General features: G+C 69.3%; 19 protein-coding genes and 1 pseudogene. 9 read left to right on the top strand and 11 right to left on the bottom strand.

The annotated features are described in order from the left end of the window. Positions 1-6: 6 nt before the first annotated feature. The 5 genes from pgl to tkt all read right to left on the bottom strand — a co-directional run bounded on the left by pgl (position 7) and on the right by tkt (position 6,524). Positions 7-756, bottom strand: a complete 750-nt coding sequence (gene pgl, locus A5680_RS12680; protein ID WP_067819790.1) for a 6-phosphogluconolactonase — start codon at positions 754-756, stop codon at positions 7-9. Next, positions 753-1,664: a glucose-6-phosphate dehydrogenase assembly protein OpcA gene (gene opcA / locus A5680_RS12675; RefSeq protein ID WP_067819787.1), complete on the bottom strand. Its 912-nt coding sequence runs from the start codon at positions 1,662-1,664 to the stop codon at positions 753-755. The genes pgl and opcA overlap by 4 nt, the downstream gene beginning before the upstream one ends. 94 nt (positions 1,665-1,758) lie before the next feature. Beyond that, positions 1,759-3,303 (bottom strand): glucose-6-phosphate dehydrogenase, encoded by a 1,545-nt coding sequence (gene zwf / locus A5680_RS12670; RefSeq protein WP_067819784.1) that lies wholly within the window; start codon positions 3,301-3,303, stop codon positions 1,759-1,761. Further along, positions 3,300-4,418 (bottom strand): transaldolase, encoded by a 1,119-nt coding sequence (gene tal / locus A5680_RS12665; protein WP_067819781.1) that lies wholly within the window; start codon positions 4,416-4,418, stop codon positions 3,300-3,302. The genes zwf and tal overlap by 4 nt, the downstream gene beginning before the upstream one ends. A 15-nt stretch (positions 4,419-4,433) precedes the next feature. After that, complete coding sequence (tkt, locus tag A5680_RS12660; RefSeq protein WP_067819776.1) at positions 4,434-6,524, bottom strand: transketolase; 2,091 nt, start codon at positions 6,522-6,524, stop codon at positions 4,434-4,436. Positions 6,525-6,780: 256 nt separating this feature from the next. On the opposite strand from tkt, the gene A5680_RS12655 reads away from it, so the two are divergent. Beyond that, complete coding sequence (locus A5680_RS12655) at positions 6,781-7,707, top strand: heme o synthase (protein WP_067819774.1); 927 nt, start codon at positions 6,781-6,783, stop codon at positions 7,705-7,707. Positions 7,708-7,723: 16 nt separating this feature from the next. Here the strand turns inward: A5680_RS12655 and A5680_RS12650 are convergent, their stop codons facing one another. Next, entirely contained in the window at positions 7,724-8,698 is a 975-nt protein-coding gene (locus A5680_RS12650) for a quinone oxidoreductase (RefSeq protein ID WP_067819770.1), read from the bottom strand. A 19-nt stretch (positions 8,699-8,717) separates the two neighbouring features. Here A5680_RS12650 and A5680_RS12645 point away from each other — a divergent pair, with 19 nt between their 5' ends. Next, entirely contained in the window at positions 8,718-9,359 is a 642-nt protein-coding gene (locus tag A5680_RS12645; RefSeq protein WP_067819768.1) for a hypothetical protein, read from the top strand. Here A5680_RS12645 and A5680_RS12640 read toward each other — a convergent pair. The 4 genes from A5680_RS12640 to mptB form a co-directional block, all read right to left on the bottom strand. Then, positions 9,309-10,265, bottom strand: a complete 957-nt coding sequence (locus tag A5680_RS12640) for a heme A synthase (RefSeq protein WP_067819765.1) — start codon at positions 10,263-10,265, stop codon at positions 9,309-9,311. The two genes, A5680_RS12645 and A5680_RS12640, sit on opposite strands and share 51 nt — an antisense overlap. 131 nt (positions 10,266-10,396) lie before the next feature. Then, on the bottom strand, positions 10,397-11,107 hold the full coding sequence (locus A5680_RS12635; protein ID WP_369827654.1) for an ABC transporter permease: 711 nt from the start codon (positions 11,105-11,107) through the stop codon (positions 10,397-10,399). A gap of 65 nt (positions 11,108-11,172) precedes the next feature. Then, positions 11,173-12,108, bottom strand: a complete 936-nt coding sequence (locus A5680_RS12630; protein ID WP_067894176.1) for an ABC transporter ATP-binding protein — start codon at positions 12,106-12,108, stop codon at positions 11,173-11,175. Beyond that, a complete protein-coding gene (gene mptB, locus A5680_RS12625; RefSeq protein WP_067819748.1) occupies positions 12,105-13,805 on the bottom strand; it encodes a polyprenol phosphomannose-dependent alpha 1,6 mannosyltransferase MptB in 1,701 nt (566 codons plus the stop codon). The genes A5680_RS12630 and mptB overlap by 4 nt, the downstream gene beginning before the upstream one ends. Before the next feature lie 91 nt (positions 13,806-13,896). On the opposite strand from mptB, the gene A5680_RS12620 reads away from it, so the two are divergent. From A5680_RS12620 to A5680_RS12590, 7 genes are read left to right on the top strand one after another with little or no spacing between them, the layout of a single operon-like run. Next, a complete protein-coding gene (locus tag A5680_RS12620; RefSeq protein ID WP_231977619.1) occupies positions 13,897-14,736 on the top strand; it encodes a metalloregulator ArsR/SmtB family transcription factor in 840 nt (279 codons plus the stop codon). Beyond that, the gene (sufB, locus tag A5680_RS12615) at positions 14,733-16,178 is read left to right on the top strand and encodes a Fe-S cluster assembly protein SufB (RefSeq protein ID WP_067819746.1); all 1,446 of its coding nucleotides are present in this window, start codon (positions 14,733-14,735) and stop codon (positions 16,176-16,178) included. Before A5680_RS12620 ends, sufB begins: the two co-directional genes overlap by 4 nt. Continuing rightward, positions 16,175-17,335, top strand: coding sequence for a Fe-S cluster assembly protein SufD (gene sufD, locus A5680_RS12610; protein WP_055405541.1), 1,161 nt, complete (start codon positions 16,175-16,177; stop codon positions 17,333-17,335). The genes sufB and sufD overlap by 4 nt, the downstream gene beginning before the upstream one ends. Next, the gene (gene sufC, locus A5680_RS12605) at positions 17,335-18,171 is read left to right on the top strand and encodes a Fe-S cluster assembly ATPase SufC (RefSeq protein ID WP_067819744.1); all 837 of its coding nucleotides are present in this window, start codon (positions 17,335-17,337) and stop codon (positions 18,169-18,171) included. Before sufD ends, sufC begins: the two co-directional genes overlap by 1 nt. A gap of 2 nt (positions 18,172-18,173) precedes the next feature. Continuing rightward, entirely contained in the window at positions 18,174-19,415 is a 1,242-nt protein-coding gene (locus A5680_RS12600; RefSeq protein WP_067819741.1) for a cysteine desulfurase, read from the top strand. Then, the gene (gene sufU / locus A5680_RS12595) at positions 19,412-19,912 is read left to right on the top strand and encodes a Fe-S cluster assembly sulfur transfer protein SufU (RefSeq protein ID WP_067819823.1); all 501 of its coding nucleotides are present in this window, start codon (positions 19,412-19,414) and stop codon (positions 19,910-19,912) included. The genes A5680_RS12600 and sufU overlap by 4 nt, the downstream gene beginning before the upstream one ends. Next, on the top strand, positions 19,887-20,234 hold the full coding sequence (locus tag A5680_RS12590) for a metal-sulfur cluster assembly factor (protein ID WP_067819739.1): 348 nt from the start codon (positions 19,887-19,889) through the stop codon (positions 20,232-20,234). The genes sufU and A5680_RS12590 overlap by 26 nt, the downstream gene beginning before the upstream one ends. 17 nt (positions 20,235-20,251) lie before the next feature. On the opposite strand, the pseudogene A5680_RS12585 reads toward A5680_RS12590, so the two are convergent. Beyond that, positions 20,252-20,465: pseudogene (locus A5680_RS12585) on the bottom strand (hypothetical protein); the annotation flags it as partial.

The following is a 20,465-nucleotide window of genomic DNA, read 5'->3' as shown; positions in this document are numbered from 1 at the left end:
GCGGAACTAGCTTCGCTGACCCGAGGGGAGTTTGGCCGCGGCCTCCTCGTCGAGCAGCCAGAGCGTGGTTTCGGTGCCGATCGCCCCGGCGGCCGGCACCGAAACCGGCGCGGCGCCGCCGATTGCCGCCGCCACCGCGTCGGCCTTCGAACCGCCGGACACCATCAGCCAGACCTCCCGCGAGCGCTGAACCGCGGGCAGGGTCAGGGTGATTCGCTGGGGAGGCGGCTTGGGGGAGTCCTCGACTGGAACCACCATGCGGCTGGTTTCCACGACCGCGGGCGTGTCGGGGAACAATGAGTTGATGTGGCCCTCCGGGCCCATGCCCAGCAGGTGCACATCGAAATTCGGTGCCGGCTGGCCGGGTTCGGCGTTGGCGGCCAGCAGCTGTTCGTAGGCGAGCGCGGCCGCCGCGAGGTCGGTGCCGAATTCGCCGTCGCTGGCCGGCATCGTGTGCACGTGGCTGGACGGAATGTCGATCCGGTCCAGCAACGCCGCCCGCGCCTGCTTGTCGTTGCGCTCGTCGTCGTCTTCGGGGACGTAGCGTTCGTCGCCCCAGAACAGGTGCACCTTGGGCCATGCGACGTCGCGTCCCACGAGGGACGCGAGCAATCCGATGCCGTTGCCGCCGCCGGTCAGCACGACGAGCGCTCGGTCCCGGGCCGCCACGGCGTCGCGGATGGAGTCGGCCAGCCGGTTGGCGGCGGCCTCGACCAGGGCTTGACTGTCGGGGAAAACTTCGATGATGGTGCTCACACGTACTGCACTTTCTCAATGCCCTCTAGCGCTGTTTGGTAGATCTCGTCGGGGTCGAGCCGCCGCAGGTCTTCGGCGAGGCACTCGCCGGTTTCCCTGCGCGGCAAGGGAAGCAGGGCCTCCGGCTTGGCGGTGCGGCTCAGTGTCGCCGTTCTGCCCTCCTGCGGCCGGCTCAAGACGATGGTCTCGCTCTTGCGGACGAGTTCCACCTTCAGGTCGCCTACCGCCCGGCGCACCGGGCCGTCGATGCGGCTGGCCAGCCAACCCGCCAGGACGTCGAGCGCCGGTTCGGTTTTCAGGCCGGACACCAGGGCCGACTCGATCGGCTCGTGGGGGGCCAGATCGACCGCGGAGGTGAGCAGCGCCCGCCAGTAGGTGATGCGAGCCCACGCCAGGTCCGTGTCGCCGGCGGTGTAGCCGGGCCGGCGGCTCCTGATCGCCGCCAGGGGATCGGTCCCCTTCGTGGCGTCGGTGATGCGCCGAATCGCCAACTTGCCCAACGGGTCCTGGGCGGGAACGGCCGGGGCGATGTCCGGCCACCACGCCACCACGGGGATGTCGGGCAGCAGGAACGGCATCACCACGCTGGCGGCGTGCCCCGCGAGCGCCCCGGACAGCTTCAGGATGACGACCTCGCTGGCGCCGGTGTCGCCGCCCGCCCGCAGCTGCGCGTCCAGGCGCGGCTCGTCGGCGTACGGGTCGCCGCGCATCGTCACGATGATCCGGCTGGGGTGCTCGTGGCTGGCGTTGTTGGCGGCCTCGAGTGACTCCTCCAGAACGGCGTCGCTGTCCGGCGCGATGATCAGCGTCAGCACCCGGCCCATCGTCACGGCGCCGACCTTTTCCCGCAGTTCGTCGAGCTTCTTGTTGACAGCGGTGGTGGTGGTGTCCGGCATGTCGATGATCAAGTGCGCCGCTCCTTTCCCCCGCGAGCGGGTGGGGTCCCCGCGGAGCCGGGGAGTACCCCCACATCACGCGGTCCTGCATCGTCGCCGGCGCGGATCACGGCCGCCGCCATTCACGCCCCGTGCGGCGCAGCATCTCGAAGGCCGACTCCGGACCCCAGGTGCCCGCCTCGTACGGCTCTGGCTTGCCGTCGGCCGCCCAGTTGTCCAGGACGGGATCCAGTATCTGCCAAGCCAATTCGACCTCTTCGTTGACCGGGAACAGCGACGGCTCGCCCAGCAGCACGTCGAGGATCAGCTGTTCGTAGGCCTCGGGCGATTCCTCGGCGAACGCCGAGCCGTAGGAGAAGTCCATGTTGACGTCGCGGACCTCCATCGCGGTGCCCGGCACCTTGGAGCCGAACCGCAGCGTGATGCCCTCGTCGGGCTGCACCCGGATGACCATCGCGTTGGCGCCGAGCTCGTCGGTCATGGTGGCGTCGAACGGCAGATGCGGGGCGCGCTTGAAAACGAGCGCGATCTCGGTCACCCTGCGGCCCAGGCGTTTTCCGGTCCGCAGGTAGAACGGCACGCCGGCCCAGCGGCGGGTGTCCACCTCGAGCGTGATGGCGGCGAAGGTCTCGGTGGTGGAGTCCTTGGCGAACCCCTCCTCGTCGAGCAGCCCGACCACCTTCTCGCCCCCCTGCCAGCCGCCGGTGTATTGGCCTCGGCTGGTGGTCTCGTCCAGCGGCTGCGCCAACTGGGTGGCCGAGAGCACCTTGATCTTCTCGGTCTGCAACGCCGCCGGGTTGAAGCTGACCGGCTCCTCCATCGCGGTCAGCGCCAGCAGCTGCATCAGGTGGTTCTGGATGACGTCGCGGGCGGCGCCGATGCCGTCGTAATAGCCTGCGCGCCCGCCCAATCCGATGTCCTCGGCCATGGTGATCTGCACGTGATCCACGTAGTGCGCGTTCCAGATCGGGTCGAACAACTGATTGGCGAACCGCAGCGCCAGGATGTTGCGAACCGTTTCCTTGCCCAGGTAGTGGTCGATGCGGAACACCGCCTCCTCGGGGAAGACGGCGTTGACGGCATGGTTCAGGTCCTGCGCGCTCTCGAGGTCGTGCCCGAAGGGCTTCTCGATCACCACCCGGCTCCAGCGATCGCCCTGCGGGCGGGCCAGCCCGGACTTGTGCAGCTGTTCGCACACCACGGGAAAGGACTTCGGCGGGATGGCCAGATAGAAGGCGTGGTTGCCGCCGGTGCCGCGCTCAGCGTCCAGCTTGTCCAGGGTCTCGGCCAGCCGGGCGAACGACGCGTCGTCGTCGAAAGACCCTGGCACGAAACGGAATCCCTCGGCCAGCCGCTCCCAGTTCTCCTCCCGGAAGGGTGTGCGGCAGTGATCCTTGACGGCCTGGTAGACCACCTTGCGGAAGTCCTGGGTTTCCCAGTCCCGGCGCGCGAACCCCACCAGCGAGAAGCTCGGCGGCAGCAGCCCGCGGTTGGCCAGGTCGTAGATGGCCGGCATCACCTTTTTGCGGGCCAGGTCGCCGGTGACCCCGAAGATCACCATGCCGCACGGGCCCGCGATGCGCGGCAGTCGCTTGTCGCGCTTGTCCCGTAACGGGTTATGCCATTGTTCAGCGGTACGAGCAGGGCTCATTTCGAGGCGGAGTCCAGCTGCTTTTGCGTCTCCTCCAGCAGCTCGGTCCAGGACTCCACGAACTTCTCCACGCCCTCGCTCTCCAGCACTTTGAACACGTCGGTGAGGTCGATCCCGATCCCGGCCAGCTTGTCGAACACCTCTTGGGCGGCCGACGCGGTGCCGGTGACGGTGTCACCCTTGATCTCACCGTGGTCGGCGACGGCGTCAATCGTCTTCTCCGGCATGGTGTTCACCGTGTTCGGTGCGACCAGCTCGGTGACGTAGAGGGTGTCGGAGTAGTCGGGGTTCTTGACCCCGGTCGACGCCCACAGCGGACGCTGCACGCGGGCCCCGTCGCCCTTGAGCGCCTCGTAGCGATCGCCGCCCTCGAAGACCTCCTGGTAGGCCGCGTAGGCCAGCCGGGCGTTGGCCACTCCGGCCTGGCCGCGCAACGCCGACGCCTCCTCGGAACCGATCTTCTCCAGGCGCTTGTCCACCTCGGTATCCACCCGGGACACGAAAAACGAAGCGACGGAATGGATCTTGGACAGGTCGTGGCCGGCCTCGCGGGCCTTCTCCAGGCCGGCCAGGTAGGCGTCCATCACCTGGCGGTGCCGCTCGACGGAGAAGATCAGCGTGACGTTGACCGAAATGCCCTCCGCAAGGGTGGCGGTGATGGCCGGAATCCCGGCCTTGGTCGCCGGAATCTTGATGAACAGGTTGGGCCGGTCGACGATCTTCCACAGCTCGATGGCCTGCGCGGTGGTCTTGTCGGTCTCGGCGGCCAGGCGCGGGTCGACCTCGATCGACACCCGGCCGTCGACACCGTCGGAGGCTTCCCACTGCGGCCGCAGCACGTCGCACGCGTTACGTACGTCGTCGGTGGTGACCGTGCGGATGGTGGCGTCCACGTCGGCGCCGCGCTCGGCCAGCTCGGTGATCTGGTCGTTGTAGGTGTCGCTGTCGGCCAGCGCCTTCTGGAAGATCGACGGGTTGGTCGTCACTCCCACAACGCTTTTGGTGTCGATCAGCTCCTGCAGGTTGCCGGACTGCAGCCGCTGGCGCGACAGGTCATCCAGCCACACGGATACGCCCGCGGCGGACAGCGCCGCGAGGTTGGGGTTCTGGGTCATGTGAATCACCCTTTCTCAGTTGTCCACTACCTGTTCCGCGGCGGCCGCGACGGCTTCTGCTGTGAAACCGAATTCACGGAACAAAGTCTTGTAGTCGGCGGATTCGCCGTAGTGCTCGATCGACACGATCCTGCCGGTGTCGCCGACGAGCTTGTGCCAGGACTGCGCGACGCCGGCCTCGACGGCCACCCGGGCCGACACCGACGGCGGCAGCACGCTGTCGCGGTAGTCCTCGGGTTGCGACTCGAACCATTCCACGCACGGCATCGACACCACCCGCGCGACAATCTCCTTGTCCGCCAACAACTTCTGGGCCTCGACGGCGAGCTGAACCTCGGAGCCCGTGGCGATCAGCACGACGTCCGGCTCGTCGCCGCCGTCATCGCCGAGGATGTAGCCGCCGCGGCCGACGCCCTCGAAGTTGGTGCCCTCGAGTATCGGCACGCCCTGGCGGGTCAGGATCAGCCCGACCGGGCCGCTGCCGTTGCCGCGGGCCAGGACTGTGCGCCAGGCGTACGCGGTCTCGTTGGCGTCGGCCGGGCGCACCACCGACAGGTTGGGGATGGCGCGCAGCGCCGCCAGGTGCTCGATGGGCTGGTGCGTCGGGCCGTCCTCGCCCAGCCCGATCGAGTCGTGGGTCCACACGTAGATGGTGTCGATGTCCATCAGCGACGCCAGGCGCACCGCCGGGCGCATGTAGTCGGAGAACTGCAGGAACGTGCCGCCGTAGGCCCGGGTGGGGCCATGCAGCACGATGCCGGACAGAATCGCGCCCATCGCGTGCTCGCGGACGCCGAAATGCAGCGTGCGGCCGTACCAGTCGGCGGTGTAGTCCTTCGTCGAAATAGACGGGGGCCCAAACGATTTGACGTTGTCCATGGTGGTGTTGTTGCTGCCCGCCAGGTCGGCCGAGCCGCCCCAGAGCTCGGGCAGTTTCGGCCCCACCGCGTTCAGCACCTTGCCGGACGCCGCGCGGGTTGCCAGCGGCTTGTCTTCCGTTGTCCAGGTGGGGATGTCGGCGTCCCAGCCGTCGGGCAATTCCTCGGCGGTCAACCGGTCCAGCAGCGCCTTACGATCCGGTTCGCGTTGCGCCCACGCGTCGAACTCCGCCTGCCACTTCTCGTGGGCTTCCTTGCCGCGGTCCACCAGCTTGCGCGTGTGGGCGATGACCTCGTCGCGCACCTCGAAGTTCTTGCCCGGATCGAAGCCGAGGATCTCCTTGACCGCCGCGACCTCCTCGTCGCCCAGCGCCGCGCCATGCGCCTTGCCGGTGTTCATCAGCTTCGGTGCGGGGTAGCCGATGATGGTGCGCAACTCGATGAATGACGGCCGGTCGGTGACGGCCCTCGCGTTGGCGATGGCCTCCTCGATGCCGACCACGTTCTCGCCGCCCTCCACCCGCTGCACGTGCCAGCCGTAGGCCTCGTAACGCGCGGCGGTGTCCTCGCACAGGGCGATGTTGGTGTCGTCCTCGATCGAGATCTGGTTGTGGTCGTAGAACACGATCAGGTTGCCCAGCTGCTGCACGGCCGCCAGCGACGACGCCTCGGACGTCACGCCCTCCTCGATGTCGCCGTCGGAGGCGATCACATAGATGAAGTGATCGAACGGGCTGGTTCCCGGTTCGGCGTCCGGGTCGAACAACCCGCGCTCGTACCGTGACGCCATCGCCATTCCCACCGAGGACGCCAGGCCCTGGCCGAGCGGGCCGGTGGTGATCTCAACGCCCTTGGTGTGCCGGAACTCCGGGTGCCCGGGCGTCTTTGATCCCCAGGTGCGCAACGACTCGATGTCGGAGAGCTCCAGACCGAAGCCACCGAGGTACAGCTGCAAGTACAGCGTCAGGCTGCTGTGCCCGGCCGACAGCACGAACCGGTCGCGACCCAGCCAGTAGGTGTCGCTGGGATCGTGCCGCATCGTGCGCTGGAAAAGCGTGTAGGCCAGGGGAGCCAGGCTCATCGCCGTTCCGGGATGTCCGTTGCCGACCTTTTGCACCGCATCGGCGGCCAGCACGCGAATCGTGTCGACGGCGGCCGAGTCGATCTCGGACCAGTCGTCGGGGAGGTGCGGTTGGGTCAGCGTGGAGATCTCTTCGAGTGTGGTCACAGACTCAGTCCTTGGGGTCATCGAGCCGATCAATCCCACCCTAGTGCGGGACGGCCGGCTCTTGCAGTGCAGGATTTCGGGTACCCGTTGCCGGCTGTTGTGAAAATTACGCGGTGGCCCTCGACCCGTAACATTCAGTTCGGAAATCTGGGAGAAGTCTGGGTGAATAGACCCTGCGGGCAGGCCGACACCGGCCCGCGGTCTACCATCGTGCGTAGTAGATGCTGCGCGTGTTGCGACCCCAAGGAGTTATTGCGTGAGCGTTCGCGGGCGCGTCGCCCCGAGCCAGATACCGAGCCGAGTTCACGGCACGGTGCTGGCGTATTTGGCGCTGACCAAGCCGCGGGTCATCGAACTGCTGCTCGTCACCACCATCCCGGCCATGCTGCTGGCCCACCGCGGCGCGGTGAACCCGCTGCTGATCCTCAACACGTTGGTCGGCGGGATGCTGGCCGCCGGGGGAGCCAACGTGCTCAACTGCGTGGCCGACGCCGACATCGACAAGGTGATGAAGCGCACCGCGCGCCGGCCGCTGGCCCGCTCCGCGGTCCCGCGCAGCCACGCGCTGGTGTTCGGGTTGGCGCTGTCGGTGGCGTCGTTCTTCTGGCTGTGGTGGACGACGAACATGCTGTCGGCGCACCTGGCCGGCGCCACCATCGCCTTCTACGTGCTGGTCTACACGCTGCTGCTCAAGCGCCGCACATCGCAGAACGTGGTGTGGGGCGGCGCGGCCGGCTGCATGCCGGTGATGATCGGCTGGTCGGCGGTCACCGGCACCATCGGCTGGCCGGCGTTGGTGATGTTCGCGATCATCTTCTTCTGGACGCCGCCGCACACCTGGGCGCTGGCGATGCGTTACAAGGACGACTACAAGGCGGCCGGCGTCCCGATGCTGCCGGCCGTCGCCACCGAGCGTCAGGTCACCAAGCAGATCCTGATCTACACCTGGCTGACGGTGGCCGCCACGCTGGCGCTGGCGCTGGCCACGGGCTGGCTGTACGCGGCCGTCGCCGTGGTGGCCGGGGTGTGGTTCCTGGCGATGGCCCACCAGCTCTACGCCGGGGTCCGCGCCGGCGAGCCGGTCAAGCCGCTGCGGCTGTTCCTGCAGTCGAACAACTACCTCGCGGTGGTGTTCTGCGCGTTGGCGGTCGACTCGGTGATCGGCCTGCCGCACCTGTTCTGACGCGCCCGGCAGACGCTCAGGGCAGCAGCACGATCGAGCCGGCGGTCTTGCGCCCCTGGAGGTCCTGGTGGGCGCGCGTGGCCTCGGCCAGCGGATAACGCCCACCGACCTCGACGGTGATCGCCCCGCCGGCGATCGCGTCGAACAATTCCTCTGCGCGCCAGCTGAATTCCTGGCCGGTGCGGATGAAGTGCGCCAGCGACGGCCGGGTCAGAAACACCGAGCCGGCGGCGTTGAGGCGCTGCGGATCGAACGGCGGAACGGGCCCGCTGGCCGCACCGAACAGCGCCAGCGTGCCCCGCACCGCGAGGCTGGCCAGGCTGGCGTCGAACGTGGTGGCGCCCACGCCGTCGTACACGGCATCGACGCCCGCGCCGTCGGTGAGCCCGCGAATCTGCCGGCCGAATTCCTCCGCGTCGTCGGGATAGGACAGCACCTCGTCGGCGCCGGCCTGGCGAGACAGCCGGGCCTTCTCCGGGGTGGAGACGGTGGTGATGACCCGCGCGCCGAGCAGATGGGCCCACTGCGTCAGGATCATCCCGACCCCGCCCGCCCCGGCGTGCACCAGCACCGTGTCGCCCGCCTGCACCGGGTACACCGACTTCACCAGGTAGTGCGCGGTCAAGCCCTTCAGGAGCACCGACGCGGCCACGTCGGAACTCACGCCGTCGGGCACGTGCGCCGTCAAAAAGGCTGGGGCGGTGGCGTACTCGGCGTATCCGCCGGACGCCGACGCGCTCACCACCCGGTCGCCGACGCGGAAGCCGTCGACCCCGTCACCGATCGCCGCGACGGTGCCGCACAGCTCGGAACCGAGGATGAACGGCAGCTCCCGCGGGTATTGCCCGGAGCGGAAATAGGTGTCGATGTAGTTGACCCCGATCGCCTCGGCCTTGATCAGGACCTCGGCGGGCCCGGGCGTGGGCTGCGGGGCCTCGACGTAGCGCAGCACCTCGGGGCCGCCGGTTTCGCTGACTTCGATCGCGTGCATGCGCCTATCATGCCCGGGCATGAAGCTCGCTCGTCCGGACGTCTTCCATCCCCGCATCGTTCTGGCGGGGCCGGACGACGATCCGGGCGTGGTCGCGGCGCTGCGGCGGCGCGGTCTGCACGCGCGCCGGCTGCCCTGGGACGACCCGGCGACTCTGCGCGCTGATCTGGTGATCCTGCGCACCAATCCCGACGATCCGGGCCGGCGCGACGAATTCCTCGCCTGGATCAGGCGGGTGCGCCACCTGCTCAACCCACCCGACGCAGTCGCTTGGAACCTCGATGAGCGGTATCTGCGCGACCTGGCGGACGCCGGGGTACCGACGCTGCCGGGCGGGACGGCGCAATCGGCGTTGATCTTCTTGGGGGGCAAGCGATCACACGCGTGGCCGGACGAGCCGGAGTTCGAATCGTGGGACCTCGGTTATGCCGCGCTCGCGTCGGCCGCCGCGCAAGCCGGCATCGCCGCGCGCGAGTTGCTCTACGCGCGCGCGGACGTGCGGGGGGAGCGGCTGGTGGGGCTCGACCTCGTCGCGCCGTCACTGGGCTGGGCGCACCTCGACCCCGCCACCCGCGAGCTTGCCCAGCGCGAATTCGCGCTGGCCGTCGAGTCAGCCTGCGAGCGGCTCGGGCTCGGCCCGCTCTTGCATCGACGCCCATAGCACGGCGGTCGCCGCGGTGCAGGCCGCGGCGCCGGCCACGTGCAACGCGACCAGCGCGGCGGGCACCCCGGTGAAGTACTGGGCGGTGCCGACGGTGGCCTGCGCGCACACCAGGGCGAGCAGCACGACCAGCCGCCGCAGGACGGGCCGGCCGGCGCGCACGGCCAGCAGCCCGAAGCCCAGCCCGACGATCAGCGCGAGGTAGGCGATCAGCAGCGAGGAGTGCGCGTGCACCAGGGTGTCCACGGCGACCTGGAGCCGGGGCACCGTCCGGGTGGGGCTGCGGTCACCGGCGTGCGGGCCGGCGGCCGTCACCAGCGTGCCGGTGACCAGCACCACCGCCAGGTCCAGCCCGATCAGCGCGGTCAGCGCGCGCAGCGGCCGGGGCACCCGCCGGTGCGGCACCCCGTCGTCGGGCTCACCTATCTTGACGTACAGCAGCACCGACAGCCACACCATCGTCATCGAGGTGAGCAGGTGGATGGCCACCGTCCACCACAGCAGCCCGGTGCGCACCGTGATGCCGCCGATGACGGCCTGCACCACCGTCGACACCGGCATCAGCCACGCGTACACCAGCACCTCGGGGCGGCGGCGGGCACGGGTCACGGCCAGCACGGCCAGGGCCGCGGCGACCACCACCGCGAAGGTGATCATGCGATTGCCGAACTCGACCGCCTGGTGGATGCGCGGCACCTCGGCGTGGGCGACGGGCGTGAAGCTGCCCGGAAAGCACTGCGGCCAGGTGGGACAACCCAGCCCCGAGGCGGTGACGCGCACGATCGCCCCGGTGACGGCGATGCCGCCCTGCGTGAGGATGACGGCCGCGGCGACGAGGCGCTGGACGCGCACGCTCGGGTTGGGGAGGAGGTCCACCAAGCGCCTCAGCGTTCGTCCCACGGGCATGGCCCGATGGTAGGCCACCGAAAACTACACGCTGTAGTAAGCCCTGGCGTCGCGAGACGTAAACCACGCACACCCGCCACGGCGTGTCGTGTGCGTGGTTTACGTGTCGCGAACGGTCGCGAGCCGGCGCGTCAGGTGAACCGGAACCAGCGCCGCGCGGCCAGCGCGGCGAGCATGCCCCACACCGCGAGGACGACGATGCCGAACCAGTCCACCGACAGGGCCATCGCCTGCGACAGGGCCTCGGTCAGCGCCCCGGACGGGGTGAGCCGGGCCGCCCACTTGACCCCGGTCGGGATCATCCCGCTCTCCACGGTCAGCGCGCCCAGACCGGCGAACACGAACCACAGCAGATTGGCCACCGCGAGGACGATCTCGGCGCGCAGCGTCCCGCCGAGCAACAGCCCCAGGGCCGCGAAACCCGCGGTGCCCAGCGCGATGACCGCCGCGCCCAGCGCCAACGCGGCCAGGGCGGGCCGCCAGCCCAGCGCAAAACCGATGGCGCCCAACAGGATTGCCTGCAGAAACACCACCGTCACGACGGCCAGGGATTTGCCGGCGATGATGCCCCAGACCGGCAGCGGGGTCGCGCCCAACCGCTTGAGCGCGCCGTAGCGGCGGTCGAAGGCGACCGCGATGGCCTGGCCGGTGAAGGCGGTCGATATCACCGCGAGGGCCATGATGGCCGGGACGAAGGTGGCGGCGCGGTTGTGCCCGAAGGAGCCGAACGGCAGCAGGGTGAGGCCGACGAGCAGCGTGATCGGGATGAACATGGTCAGCAGCAGTTGCTCGCCGTTGCGCAAGAGCAGCTTGAGCTCCAGGCCGAACTGCGCGGCCAGCATTCGCGGCACGGCGTTGGGCCTCGGGTCGGGGGTGAAGGTTCCCGTGGGGAAGACGTTCGATTCGGTCACTGCCGCAACTTCCTGCCGGTGAGGTCGAGGAACACGTCCTCGAGGCTGCGCTGCTCGACGCGCATGTCGGTGGCCAGCACGTCGATCCGCGCGCACCACGCGGTGACGGTGGCCAGCACCTGCGGGTCGACGGGGCCCTCGACCAGGTATTCGCCCGGCGTCACCTCGCTGGCACGGTATTCCTCGGGCAGCGCGGCGGTCAGCAGCGTCAGGTCGAGGCGCGGCGGCGCGGTGAACCGCAGCTCGTCCTTGGCGCCGGTGCGCATCAGCTCGGCCGGCGTGCCCGCGGCTACCGTCGCGCCGTGGTCGATGATGACCAGCCGATCGGCGAGCTCCTCGGCCTCCTTGAGTTGGTGGGTGGTCAGCAGCACGGTCACGCCGTCGCGCCGCAGCGCGTCGATCAGCTCCCAGACCAGCAGCCGGGCGTGGGCGTCCATGCCGGCGGTGGGTTCGTCGAGGAAGACCAGTTCGGGGCGGCCGACCAGCGCGCAGGCCAGCGCGAGCCGCTGCTGCTGCCCTCCGGAGAGCCGTCGGTAGGTGGTGCGGGCGGCATCGGTGAGGCCCAGGGTGTCCAGCAGCCAGGCCGGGTCCAACGGGTCGGCGGCGTAGGACGCGACCAAGTTGAGCATCTCGCCCGCGCGGGCGCTGGGGTAGCCGCCGCCGCCCTGCAGCATCACCCCGATGCGCGTGCGCAGGCGCGAGTTGTCGGCGATGGGGTCCAGCCCGAGCACCTCGATGGTGCCGGCGTCGGGGCGCACGAAGCCCTCGCACATCTCGACCGTCGTGGTCTTGCCGGCGCCGTTGGGCCCCAGCAGGGCCAGCACTTCGGCGGCGTGCACCTCGAGGTCGAGATCGGCGACGGCCGTGGTGGATCCGTAGTGCTTGCTCACCCCGCGCAGCCGCACGACTGTTTCAGGAACGTCCGAGCTCACGTGGAATCAGCGTAGGCGTCAGGTATCGCCTCGGGATTGGGGGTCTGCGTGGGATCGGGCGCCGGCGCGGCCCCGGCGGCCGGCTGCGGGGTTTCGCCGCCCTCGGTGGGGAGTCGCCGCCACGGCAGGCGGGTGTACGTCAGCGCGATGAGCACCACCACGATGAGGGTGCTGGCCAGGGTGGCGTCGACGATCTGGAACAGCGCGAAGCGGTCCCCGTTGGCGGTCGGGCCGAAGATGCCGACGACGAGGGTGATGACGATGACCGCGACGCGGAATCCGGTGCGGGTTGCCCAGGCGGCCAACGGGATGATCGCCCACAGCAGGTACCAGGGCTGTACGACGGGGAACAGCAGCACGGTGACGCCCAGCGCCACGCCCAGGCCGCCGATCGGGTGCAACCGGCCGCGGAAGACGGCCACCAGCAGCCAGCCCACCATTACGGTGATGATCAGCACGCCGATGGCGCGGGTGAGCCCCAGCACCGCGGTGGTGTGGTCGCCGAGTCCCAGCAGGATGCCGACCTGCCCGGTGCCCAGGGCCAGCAGGGTGGGAGGCGACATCCAGCTGCGGACGACGTTGGCGGTGCCCAGCGTGTAGATCCAGCCGAAGCCGAGGCCGCTGGCCCAGCCCACGACCGCCATCACCGCCAGCGACAGCGCGCTCATCGCGCCGCCCGCCAGCAGCAGCGCGCGCAGGTTGCCCCCGCAGCGGTAGGCCAGCGCCATTGTGACGAACCCGAGCGCCAGCAGCGACGGCAGCTTCACCTGCGACGACAGCGCGATCAGGACGGCGCCGGCCAGCAGCATGCCCAACGGCTCCCAGTCGGGGCCGGGCCGCCAGGAGGCCGGGAACAGCCGCGGGGAGTCGATCCCCCGCAGCGCGAACTCGGCGCCGGCCAGCATCAGCCCGAGCATCAGCGCCTCATTGTGGACGCCGGCCACCAGATGCATGATCAGCAGCGGATTGGCCGCGCCCAGCCACAGCGCGCTGACCTCGGCGACGCCGCAGCGGCGGGCCAGCCGGGGCGTCGCCCAGACGATCAACCCGACGCCGATCAGCTCGACCAGCCGATGGCACAGCACGGCCGCGACGATGTTCTCGCCGGTGATCGCCGAGATGCCGCGCCCGATCCACAGAAACAGCGGGCCGTAGGGCGCCGGCGTCTCGCGCCACAGGGTGGGCACCGACAGCGTGAAGACGTGCGACAGGCCCAGGCCCGACGCCGGACCCACCCGGTACGGGTCGAGCCCTTCCAGCGAGATCTGGCTCTGGGCCAGGTAGGAGTAGACGTCCTTGCTGTACATCGGGGGCGCGATCAGCAGCGGCAGGATCCACAGCATCAGGGTGCGGTCCAGGTCGCCGCGCGACATCCGCCTGCTGCCCAGCGCGAACCGGCCGAGCATCAGCCAGGCCAGCGTCATCATCACCGCCCCGGTCGTCGTCATCGTCAGGGACACGGTCTGGATGCGCGACGGCAGGTTGAGCAACCGCACGCCGAACGTGGGGTCCTGCACGACGGGACGCGCCCCGGCGCCCAGCGCGCCGATGGCCATCAGGACGGTCCCGGCGGCACCGAACCGCCGGGTGCGCTGCAGCGCGGTGAGCTCGGTATCGTTCAGCGGCGTGCCCACCGCTTGCTCGTCGCCATGCAGGCTGGCGATCGACGAGCTCAGCACGTGGTGGCGGGCTGCCATCAGAGCAGCGTAACCGCCGGGCTGGCCGGGCTCGCCTTGCCGCCGCGCGTTGTGTTGGCTGTGACCAGCGCAACGCCCGCTCAGGGGACCCTTGGTAGACCGATCCCCGGAATTGCGTCACACTGGTGTTGTGAAAATCCGAACCGGCTTCGACGACGCTGCCGTGGGTGCGGCGGGCGCGTCGGTGCCGGATGGACACACCCGCCGGGCCATCGTGCGCCTGCTGGTGGAGTCCGGATCGATCACGGCCGGCGAGATCGGGGATCGGCTGGGGCTGGCGGCCGCGGGCGTGCGGCGCCACCTCGACGCCCTGATCGAGGCGGGCGACGCCGAGTCGGTGCCCGCCGCCTCCTGGCAGCAGGTGGGTCGCGGGCGACCCGCCAAGCGGTTCCGGCTCACCGCAGCGGGCCGCGCCAAGCTCGACCACGCCTACGACGACCTCGCGGCGGCGGCCATGCGGCAGCTGCGCGAGATCGGCGGCGAGGACGCCGTCCGGACGTTCGCCCGGCAACGCATCGACTCGATCCTGGCCGGCGTACCGTCGGCCGAGGGCGACGACGACGCCGAGGTCGAGGCGGCCGCCGAGCGGGTGGCCGGCGCGCTGACCAAGGCGGGTTACGTCGCCACCACGACGCGGGTCGGCGGGCCGATCCACGGCGTGCAGATCTGCCAGCACCACTGCCCGGTGTCGCACGTCGCCGAGGAATTCCCCGAGCTGTGTGAAGCCGAGCAGCAGGCCATGGCCGAGGTGCTCGGGACCCACGTGCAGCGGTTGGCGACCATCGTCAACGGAAACTGCGCCTGCACCACCCACGTGCCACTTACCCCGGCGCCCAGCCCGCGTCGCGCCGGCGACGATGCAGAGCGAAGCGATGAGGAGCAGCGGCGCAACATGACCGACACCACGAGCATCGAAGGAGCGTCGTTATGACCCTCACGCCAGAGGCCCAAAAGGCTGCCGAGCCGTTGACCCAGGAGCAGACGATCGCGTCGCTGGGCCGCTACGGCTACGGCTGGGCCGACTCCGACATCGCGGGGGCCAGCGCGCAGCGCGGGCTGTCCGAGGCGGTGGTCCGCGACATCTCGGCGAAGAAGAACGAGCCCGAGTGGATGCTGCAGACCCGGCTGAAGGCGCTGCGCATCTTCGACCGCAAGCCGATGCCCAACTGGGGCTCAGACCTCTCCGGCATCGACTTCGACAACATCAAGTACTTCGTGCGGTCCACCGAGAAGCAGGCCGCCAGTTGGGATGACCTGCCCGAGGACATCCGCAACACCTACGACCGGCTCGGCATCCCGGAGGCCGAAAAGCAACGCCTGGTCGCCGGTGTGGCCGCCCAGTACGAGTCCGAGGTGGTGTACCACCAGATCCGCGAGGACCTCGAGTCGCAGGGCGTCATCTTCCTCGACACCGACACGGGCCTGCGCGAGCACCCAGAGCTCTTCCAGCAGTACTTCGGCACCGTGATCCCGGCCGGGGACAACAAGTTCTCCGCGCTGAACACCGCTGTGTGGTCGGGTGGTTCGTTCATCTACGTGCCGCCCGGCGTGCACGTCGACATCCCGCTGCAGGCCTACTTCCGGATCAACACCGAGAACATGGGCCAGTTCGAGCGGACCCTGATCATCGTCGACGAGAACGCCTACGTGCATTACGTCGAGGGTTGCACCGCGCCCATCTACACGTCGGACTCGCTGCACTCGGCGGTGGTGGAGATCATCGTAAAGCCCGGTGGCCGTTGCCGTTACACGACGATTCAGAACTGGTCGAACAACGTCTACAACCTGGTCACCAAGCGCGCCCGCGCCGAGGCCGGCGCCACCATGGAGTGGGTCGACGGCAACATCGGGTCGAAGGTGACCATGAAATACCCGGCCGTCTGGATGACCGGTGAGCACGCCAAGGGCGAGGTCTTGTCGGTCGCCTTTGCCGGGGAGGGCCAGCACCAGGACGCCGGCGCCAAGATGCTGCACCTGGCGCCCAACACGTCGAGCAACATCGTCTCGAAGTCGGTGGCCCGCGGCGGTGGCCGCACCTCCTACCGCGGACTGGTGCAGGTGAACAAGGGCGCCCACGGCTCCCGCTCCAGCGTGAAATGCGATGCGCTGCTGGTCGATACGATCAGCCGCAGCGACACCTACCCCTACGTCGACATCCGCGAGGACGACGTCACGATGGGCCACGAGGCCACCGTGTCCAAGGTCAGCGAAAACCAGCTGTTCTACCTGATGAGCCGCGGGCTGACCGAGGACGAGGCGATGGCGATGGTGGTGCGCGGCTTCGTCGAGCCGATCGCCAAGGAACTGCCCATGGAGTACGCCCTGGAGCTCAACCGGCTCATCGAGTTGCAGATGGAGGGCTCGGTCGGATGACGACCGCTGCTGCCGCCCTGAACAAGGGCGAATTGTTCGCGTCCTTCGACGTGGACGCTTTCGAGGTGCCCAGCGGCCGCGACGAAATCTGGCGCTTCACGCCGCTGCGGCGGCTGCGCGGCCTGCACGACGGGTCGGCGCAGGCCACCGGCAAGGCGCAGATCGACGTGGCCGAGCGGCCGGGCGTGCGGGTCGAGACCGTCCGCCGCGGTGACGAGCGGCTCGGACGCGGCGGTGTGCCCACCGACCGCGTTGCGGCGCAAGCGTTTTCGTCGTTCAACTCCGCGACGGTGGTGAGCGTCGGGCGGGACACGCAGATCGCCGAGCCGGTCAACATCACCGTGACCGGTCCCGGCGCGGGCGCGGTGGCCTACGGGCACCTGCAGATCAGCGTCGCCGAGCTGGGCGAGGCGGTCGTGGTGATCGATTTGCGGGGCAGCGGAACCTACGCCGACAACGTCGAATTCCTCGTCGACGACGCGGCCCGGCTCACCGTGGTGTGGATCGCGGACTGGGCCGACGACATGGTTCACCTGTCCGCGCACCACGCCAAGCTGGGCAAGGACGCCGTGCTGCGGCACGTCGCCGTCACGCTGGGCGGCGAGGTGGTGCGGATGTCGGCCAACGTGCGCTACGCCGCCCCGGGCGGGGATGCCGAGCTGCTCGGGTTGTACTTCGCCGACGACGGGCAGCACCTGGAATCGCGGCTGCTGGTCGACCACGCGCAGCCGAACTGTAAGTCCAACGTGCTCTACAAGGGTGCGCTGCAAGGGGATCCGGCGTCGCAGCGGCCCGACGCGCACACCGTGTGGGTGGGCGACGTGCTGATCCGCGCCGAGGCCACCGACACGGACACCTTCGAGGTGAACCGCAACCTGGTGCTCACCGACGGCGCACGCGCCGACTCGGTGCCGAACCTGGAGATCGAGACCGGCGAGATCGTCGGCGCCGGGCACGCCAGTGCCACCGGGCGTTTCGACGACGAGCAACTGTTTTACCTGCGCGCCCGCGGCATTCCCGAAGACCAGGCGCGCCGGCTGGTGGTGCGTGGATTCTTCGGCGAGATCATCTCGAAGATCGCCGTGCCGGAGATCCGGGAACGCCTCACCGCCGCCATCGAACACGAACTGGAAATCACGGAGAAGACAACAGCGTAATGACGACTTTGGAAATTAAAGACCTGCACGTCAGCGTCGAGGACCCCAACGCCGCCGAGGGAAACCGCGAGATTCCCATCCTCAACGGCGTCAACCTGACCGTCAATTCCGGTGAGACGCATGCGGTGATGGGTCCCAACGGATCCGGCAAGTCCACGCTGTCCTACGCCATCGCAGGGCACCCGAAGTACCGGGTCACCTCCGGGTCAATCACCCTGGACGGCCAGGACGTGCTGGACATGAGCGTGGACGAACGCGCCCGCGCCGGGCTGTTTTTGGCCATGCAGTACCCCGTCGAGGTGCCGGGCGTGTCGATGTCGAACTTCCTGCGCAGCGCCGCCACCGCCGTGCGCGGCGAGCCGCCGAAACTGCGGCACTGGGTCAAGGAGGTCAAGTCGGCCATGGCCGACCTCGACATCGACCCCGCGTTCGCGGAACGCAGTGTCAACGAAGGGTTTTCCGGGGGGGAGAAGAAGCGCCACGAAATCCTGCAGCTCGGGTTGCTCAAGCCCAAGATCGCCATCCTCGACGAGACCGACTCCGGCCTGGACGTGGACGCGCTGCGGGTGGTCAGCGAGGGCGTGAACCGCTACGCCGAGGCCGAGCACGGCGGCATCCTGTTGATCACCCACTACACCCGGATCCTGCGTTACATCCACCCGCAGTTCGTGCATGTGTTCGTCGGGGGCCGGATCGTGGAGTCGGGCGGCCCGGAGCTGGCCGACGAGCTCGAGGAGAACGGCTACGTGCGCTTCACCGCCCAGACCGATGGCGGCGACCCGCAGCGCCCGGCTTCGCCGAGCTTGCGATCGCCGCGGGCGGCCGCGGGAGCGTAAGCATGACCGCACTGGACGTCGACGCCATCCGCGCTGACTTTCCCATCCTGAAGCGCGTGATGCGCGGCGGAAAGCAGTTGGCGTACCTGGATTCCGGCGCGACGTCACAGCGCCCGCTGCAGGTGCTCGACGCCGAACGCGAGTTCCTGGTCACCTCCAACGGCGCGGTCCATCGCGGCGCGCACCAGCTGATGGAGGAGGCGACCGACGCCTACGAGCAGGGCCGCGCCGATGTCGCGGCGTTCGTCGGCGCCGACGCCGACGAGCTGGTCTTTACGCGAAACGCCACGGAGGCGCTGAACCTGGCCTCGTATGTGCTGGGCGACAAGAGGTTTGACCGCGCAGTCGGCAAGGGCGAGGTCATCGTCACCACCGAGCTCGAGCACCACGCCAACATCGTCCCGTGGCAGGAGCTGGCCCGCCGCAGCGGCGCCACCCTGCGCTGGTACGGCGTGACCGACGACGGCCGCATCGACCTGGACTCGCTCGAGCTGGACGAGCGCGTGAAGGTCGTTGCGTTCAGCCATCATTCGAATGTGACCGGCGCGGTGGCACCGGTGGCCGAGCTGGTCCGCCGCGCCAAGGCGGTGGGCGCATTGACGGTGCTGGACGCCTGCCAGTCGGTGCCGCACGAGCCGGTCGACTTGCATGCGCTCGACGTCGACTTCGCCGCGTTCTCCGGCCATAAGATGTTGGCCCCCAACGGGGTCGGCGCCCTCTACGGCCGCCGGGCGGTGCTCTCGGAGCTGCCGCCGTTCCTCACCGGTGGGTCGATGATCGAGACCGTGACCATGGAGGCGTCGACCTACGCCCCGGCTCCGCAACGGTTCGAGGCCGGCACGCCGATGACCTCCCAGGTCGTCGGGTTGGGCGCGGCCGCACGCTATCTGGGTGCCGTCGGCATGGACGCGGTCGAGGCGCACGAGCGCGAGCTGGTCGCCGCGACCCTGGAGGGCCTGTCCGGCATCGACGGCGTGCGGATCATCGGGCCGACCGCCATGGAAAACCGCGGCTCGCCCGTCTCGTTCGTCGTTGACGGGGTGCACGCCCACGACGTCGGGCAGGTGCTCGACGACGAGGGCGTCGCGGTCCGCGTGGGGCATCATTGCGCGATGCCGCTGCACCGCCGGTTCGGCGTGGCGGCAACCGCCCGGGCGTCGTTCGCCGTGTACAACACCACCGACGAGGTCGAGCGGCTGGTGGCCGGCGTCCGCCGCGCGGTGGAATTCTTTGGGAGAGACTGACGGTGCGCCTGGAGCAGATGTATCAGGACGTGATCCTCGATCATTACAAGCATCCCCAGCATCGCGGGCTGCGCGAGCCGTTCGGCGCGCAGGTCTACCACGTCAACCCCGTCTGCGGCGACGAGGTGACCCTGCGGGTCGCGCTGTCGGACGACGGCCGGCGCGTGGCGGACGTTTCCTACGACGGGCAGGGCTGCTCGATCAGCCAGGCGGCGACCTCGGTGCTCACCCAGCAGGTGATCGGTCAGACCGTGCCCGAGGCGCTGAACACCATCGCCGCGTTCACCGAGATGGTGTCCTCGCGCGGCACCGTCGAGGGCGACGAGGACGTCCTGGGCGACGGCATCGCGTTCGCCGGGGTGGCCAAATACCCGGCCCGGGTGAAATGCGCACTGCTGGGCTGGATGGCGTTCAAAGACGCGTTGGCCCAAGCTTGTTCAGACAGGGGCGCGGACTTCGAGGAGGAACAGGATGAGCGAGACCGCCGCACCGGGTGACGAATTTATTGCCGACCTCGAGGAGGCGATGCGCGACGTCGTCGACCCGGAGTTGGGCATCAACGTCGTCGACCTCGGGCTGGTCTACGGCCTCAACGTGGAAGAGGGCGACGAGGGGACCGTTGCCCTGCTCGAAATGACGCTGACCTCGGCGGCCTGCCCGCTGACCGATGTCATCGAGGACCAGTCGCGCAGCGCGCTGGTCAGCAGCGGCCTGGTCGACGACCTGCGGATCAACTGGGTGTGGAACCCGCCTTGGGGCCCGGACAAGATCACCGAGGACGGCCGCGAGCAACTGCGCGCCTTGGGCTTCACCGTCTAAAGCCACCTGCCCTTCCGCTAGCCAATGGCGGCAATCCGCCGCTCAAGGTGGAAGGGCAAATGCGGCAGGTGCAGGTGGTGGTGCGGCCGCCCCATCGGCGGGCACTGTTCCAGGCTGATGGTCGTCGCCTGCAGCGCGCCTCCGTCGTTCGTGCCCTGAGCCCCCATGCACGTGCCGTTGGTGATCGCCTGGGTGTTGCTGATCGTCTGCTTCTTGTAGGACGTCGCGTCG

Origin of the sequence: Mycobacterium sp. E2989 (assembly GCF_001667595.1) — a bacterium.
GTDB lineage: Bacteria > Actinomycetota > Actinomycetes > Mycobacteriales > Mycobacteriaceae > Mycobacterium.
The sequence above is the reverse complement of the archived record's forward strand: the minus strand, read 5'-3'. Positions and strand labels throughout refer to the sequence as shown.

Coding starts and splice junctions, on each gene's coding strand:
- A5680_RS12635 (WP_369827654.1), bottom strand. CDS start 11,107: ATGCTGGCCGCGCAGTTCGGCCTGGAGCTCAAGCTGCTCTTGCGCAAC.
- A5680_RS12590 (WP_067819739.1), top strand. CDS start 19,887: ATGAGCGAGACCGCCGCACCGGGTGACGAATTTATTGCCGACCTCGAG.
- sufB (WP_067819746.1), top strand. CDS start 14,733: ATGACCCTCACGCCAGAGGCCCAAAAGGCTGCCGAGCCGTTGACCCAG.
- zwf (WP_067819784.1), bottom strand. CDS start 3,303: ATGAGCCCTGCTCGTACCGCTGAACAATGGCATAACCCGTTACGGGAC.
- A5680_RS12645 (WP_067819768.1), top strand. CDS start 8,718: ATGAAGCTCGCTCGTCCGGACGTCTTCCATCCCCGCATCGTTCTGGCG.
- A5680_RS12640 (WP_067819765.1), bottom strand. CDS start 10,265: ATGCCCGTGGGACGAACGCTGAGGCGCTTGGTGGACCTCCTCCCCAAC.
- sufC (WP_067819744.1), top strand. CDS start 17,335: ATGACGACTTTGGAAATTAAAGACCTGCACGTCAGCGTCGAGGACCCC.
- mptB (WP_067819748.1), bottom strand. CDS start 13,805: ATGGCAGCCCGCCACCACGTGCTGAGCTCGTCGATCGCCAGCCTGCAT.
- tal (WP_067819781.1), bottom strand. CDS start 4,418: ATGACCCAGAACCCCAACCTCGCGGCGCTGTCCGCCGCGGGCGTATCC.
- sufD (WP_055405541.1), top strand. CDS start 16,175: ATGACGACCGCTGCTGCCGCCCTGAACAAGGGCGAATTGTTCGCGTCC.
- A5680_RS12600 (WP_067819741.1), top strand. CDS start 18,174: ATGACCGCACTGGACGTCGACGCCATCCGCGCTGACTTTCCCATCCTG.
- A5680_RS12650 (WP_067819770.1), bottom strand. CDS start 8,698: ATGCACGCGATCGAAGTCAGCGAAACCGGCGGCCCCGAGGTGCTGCGC.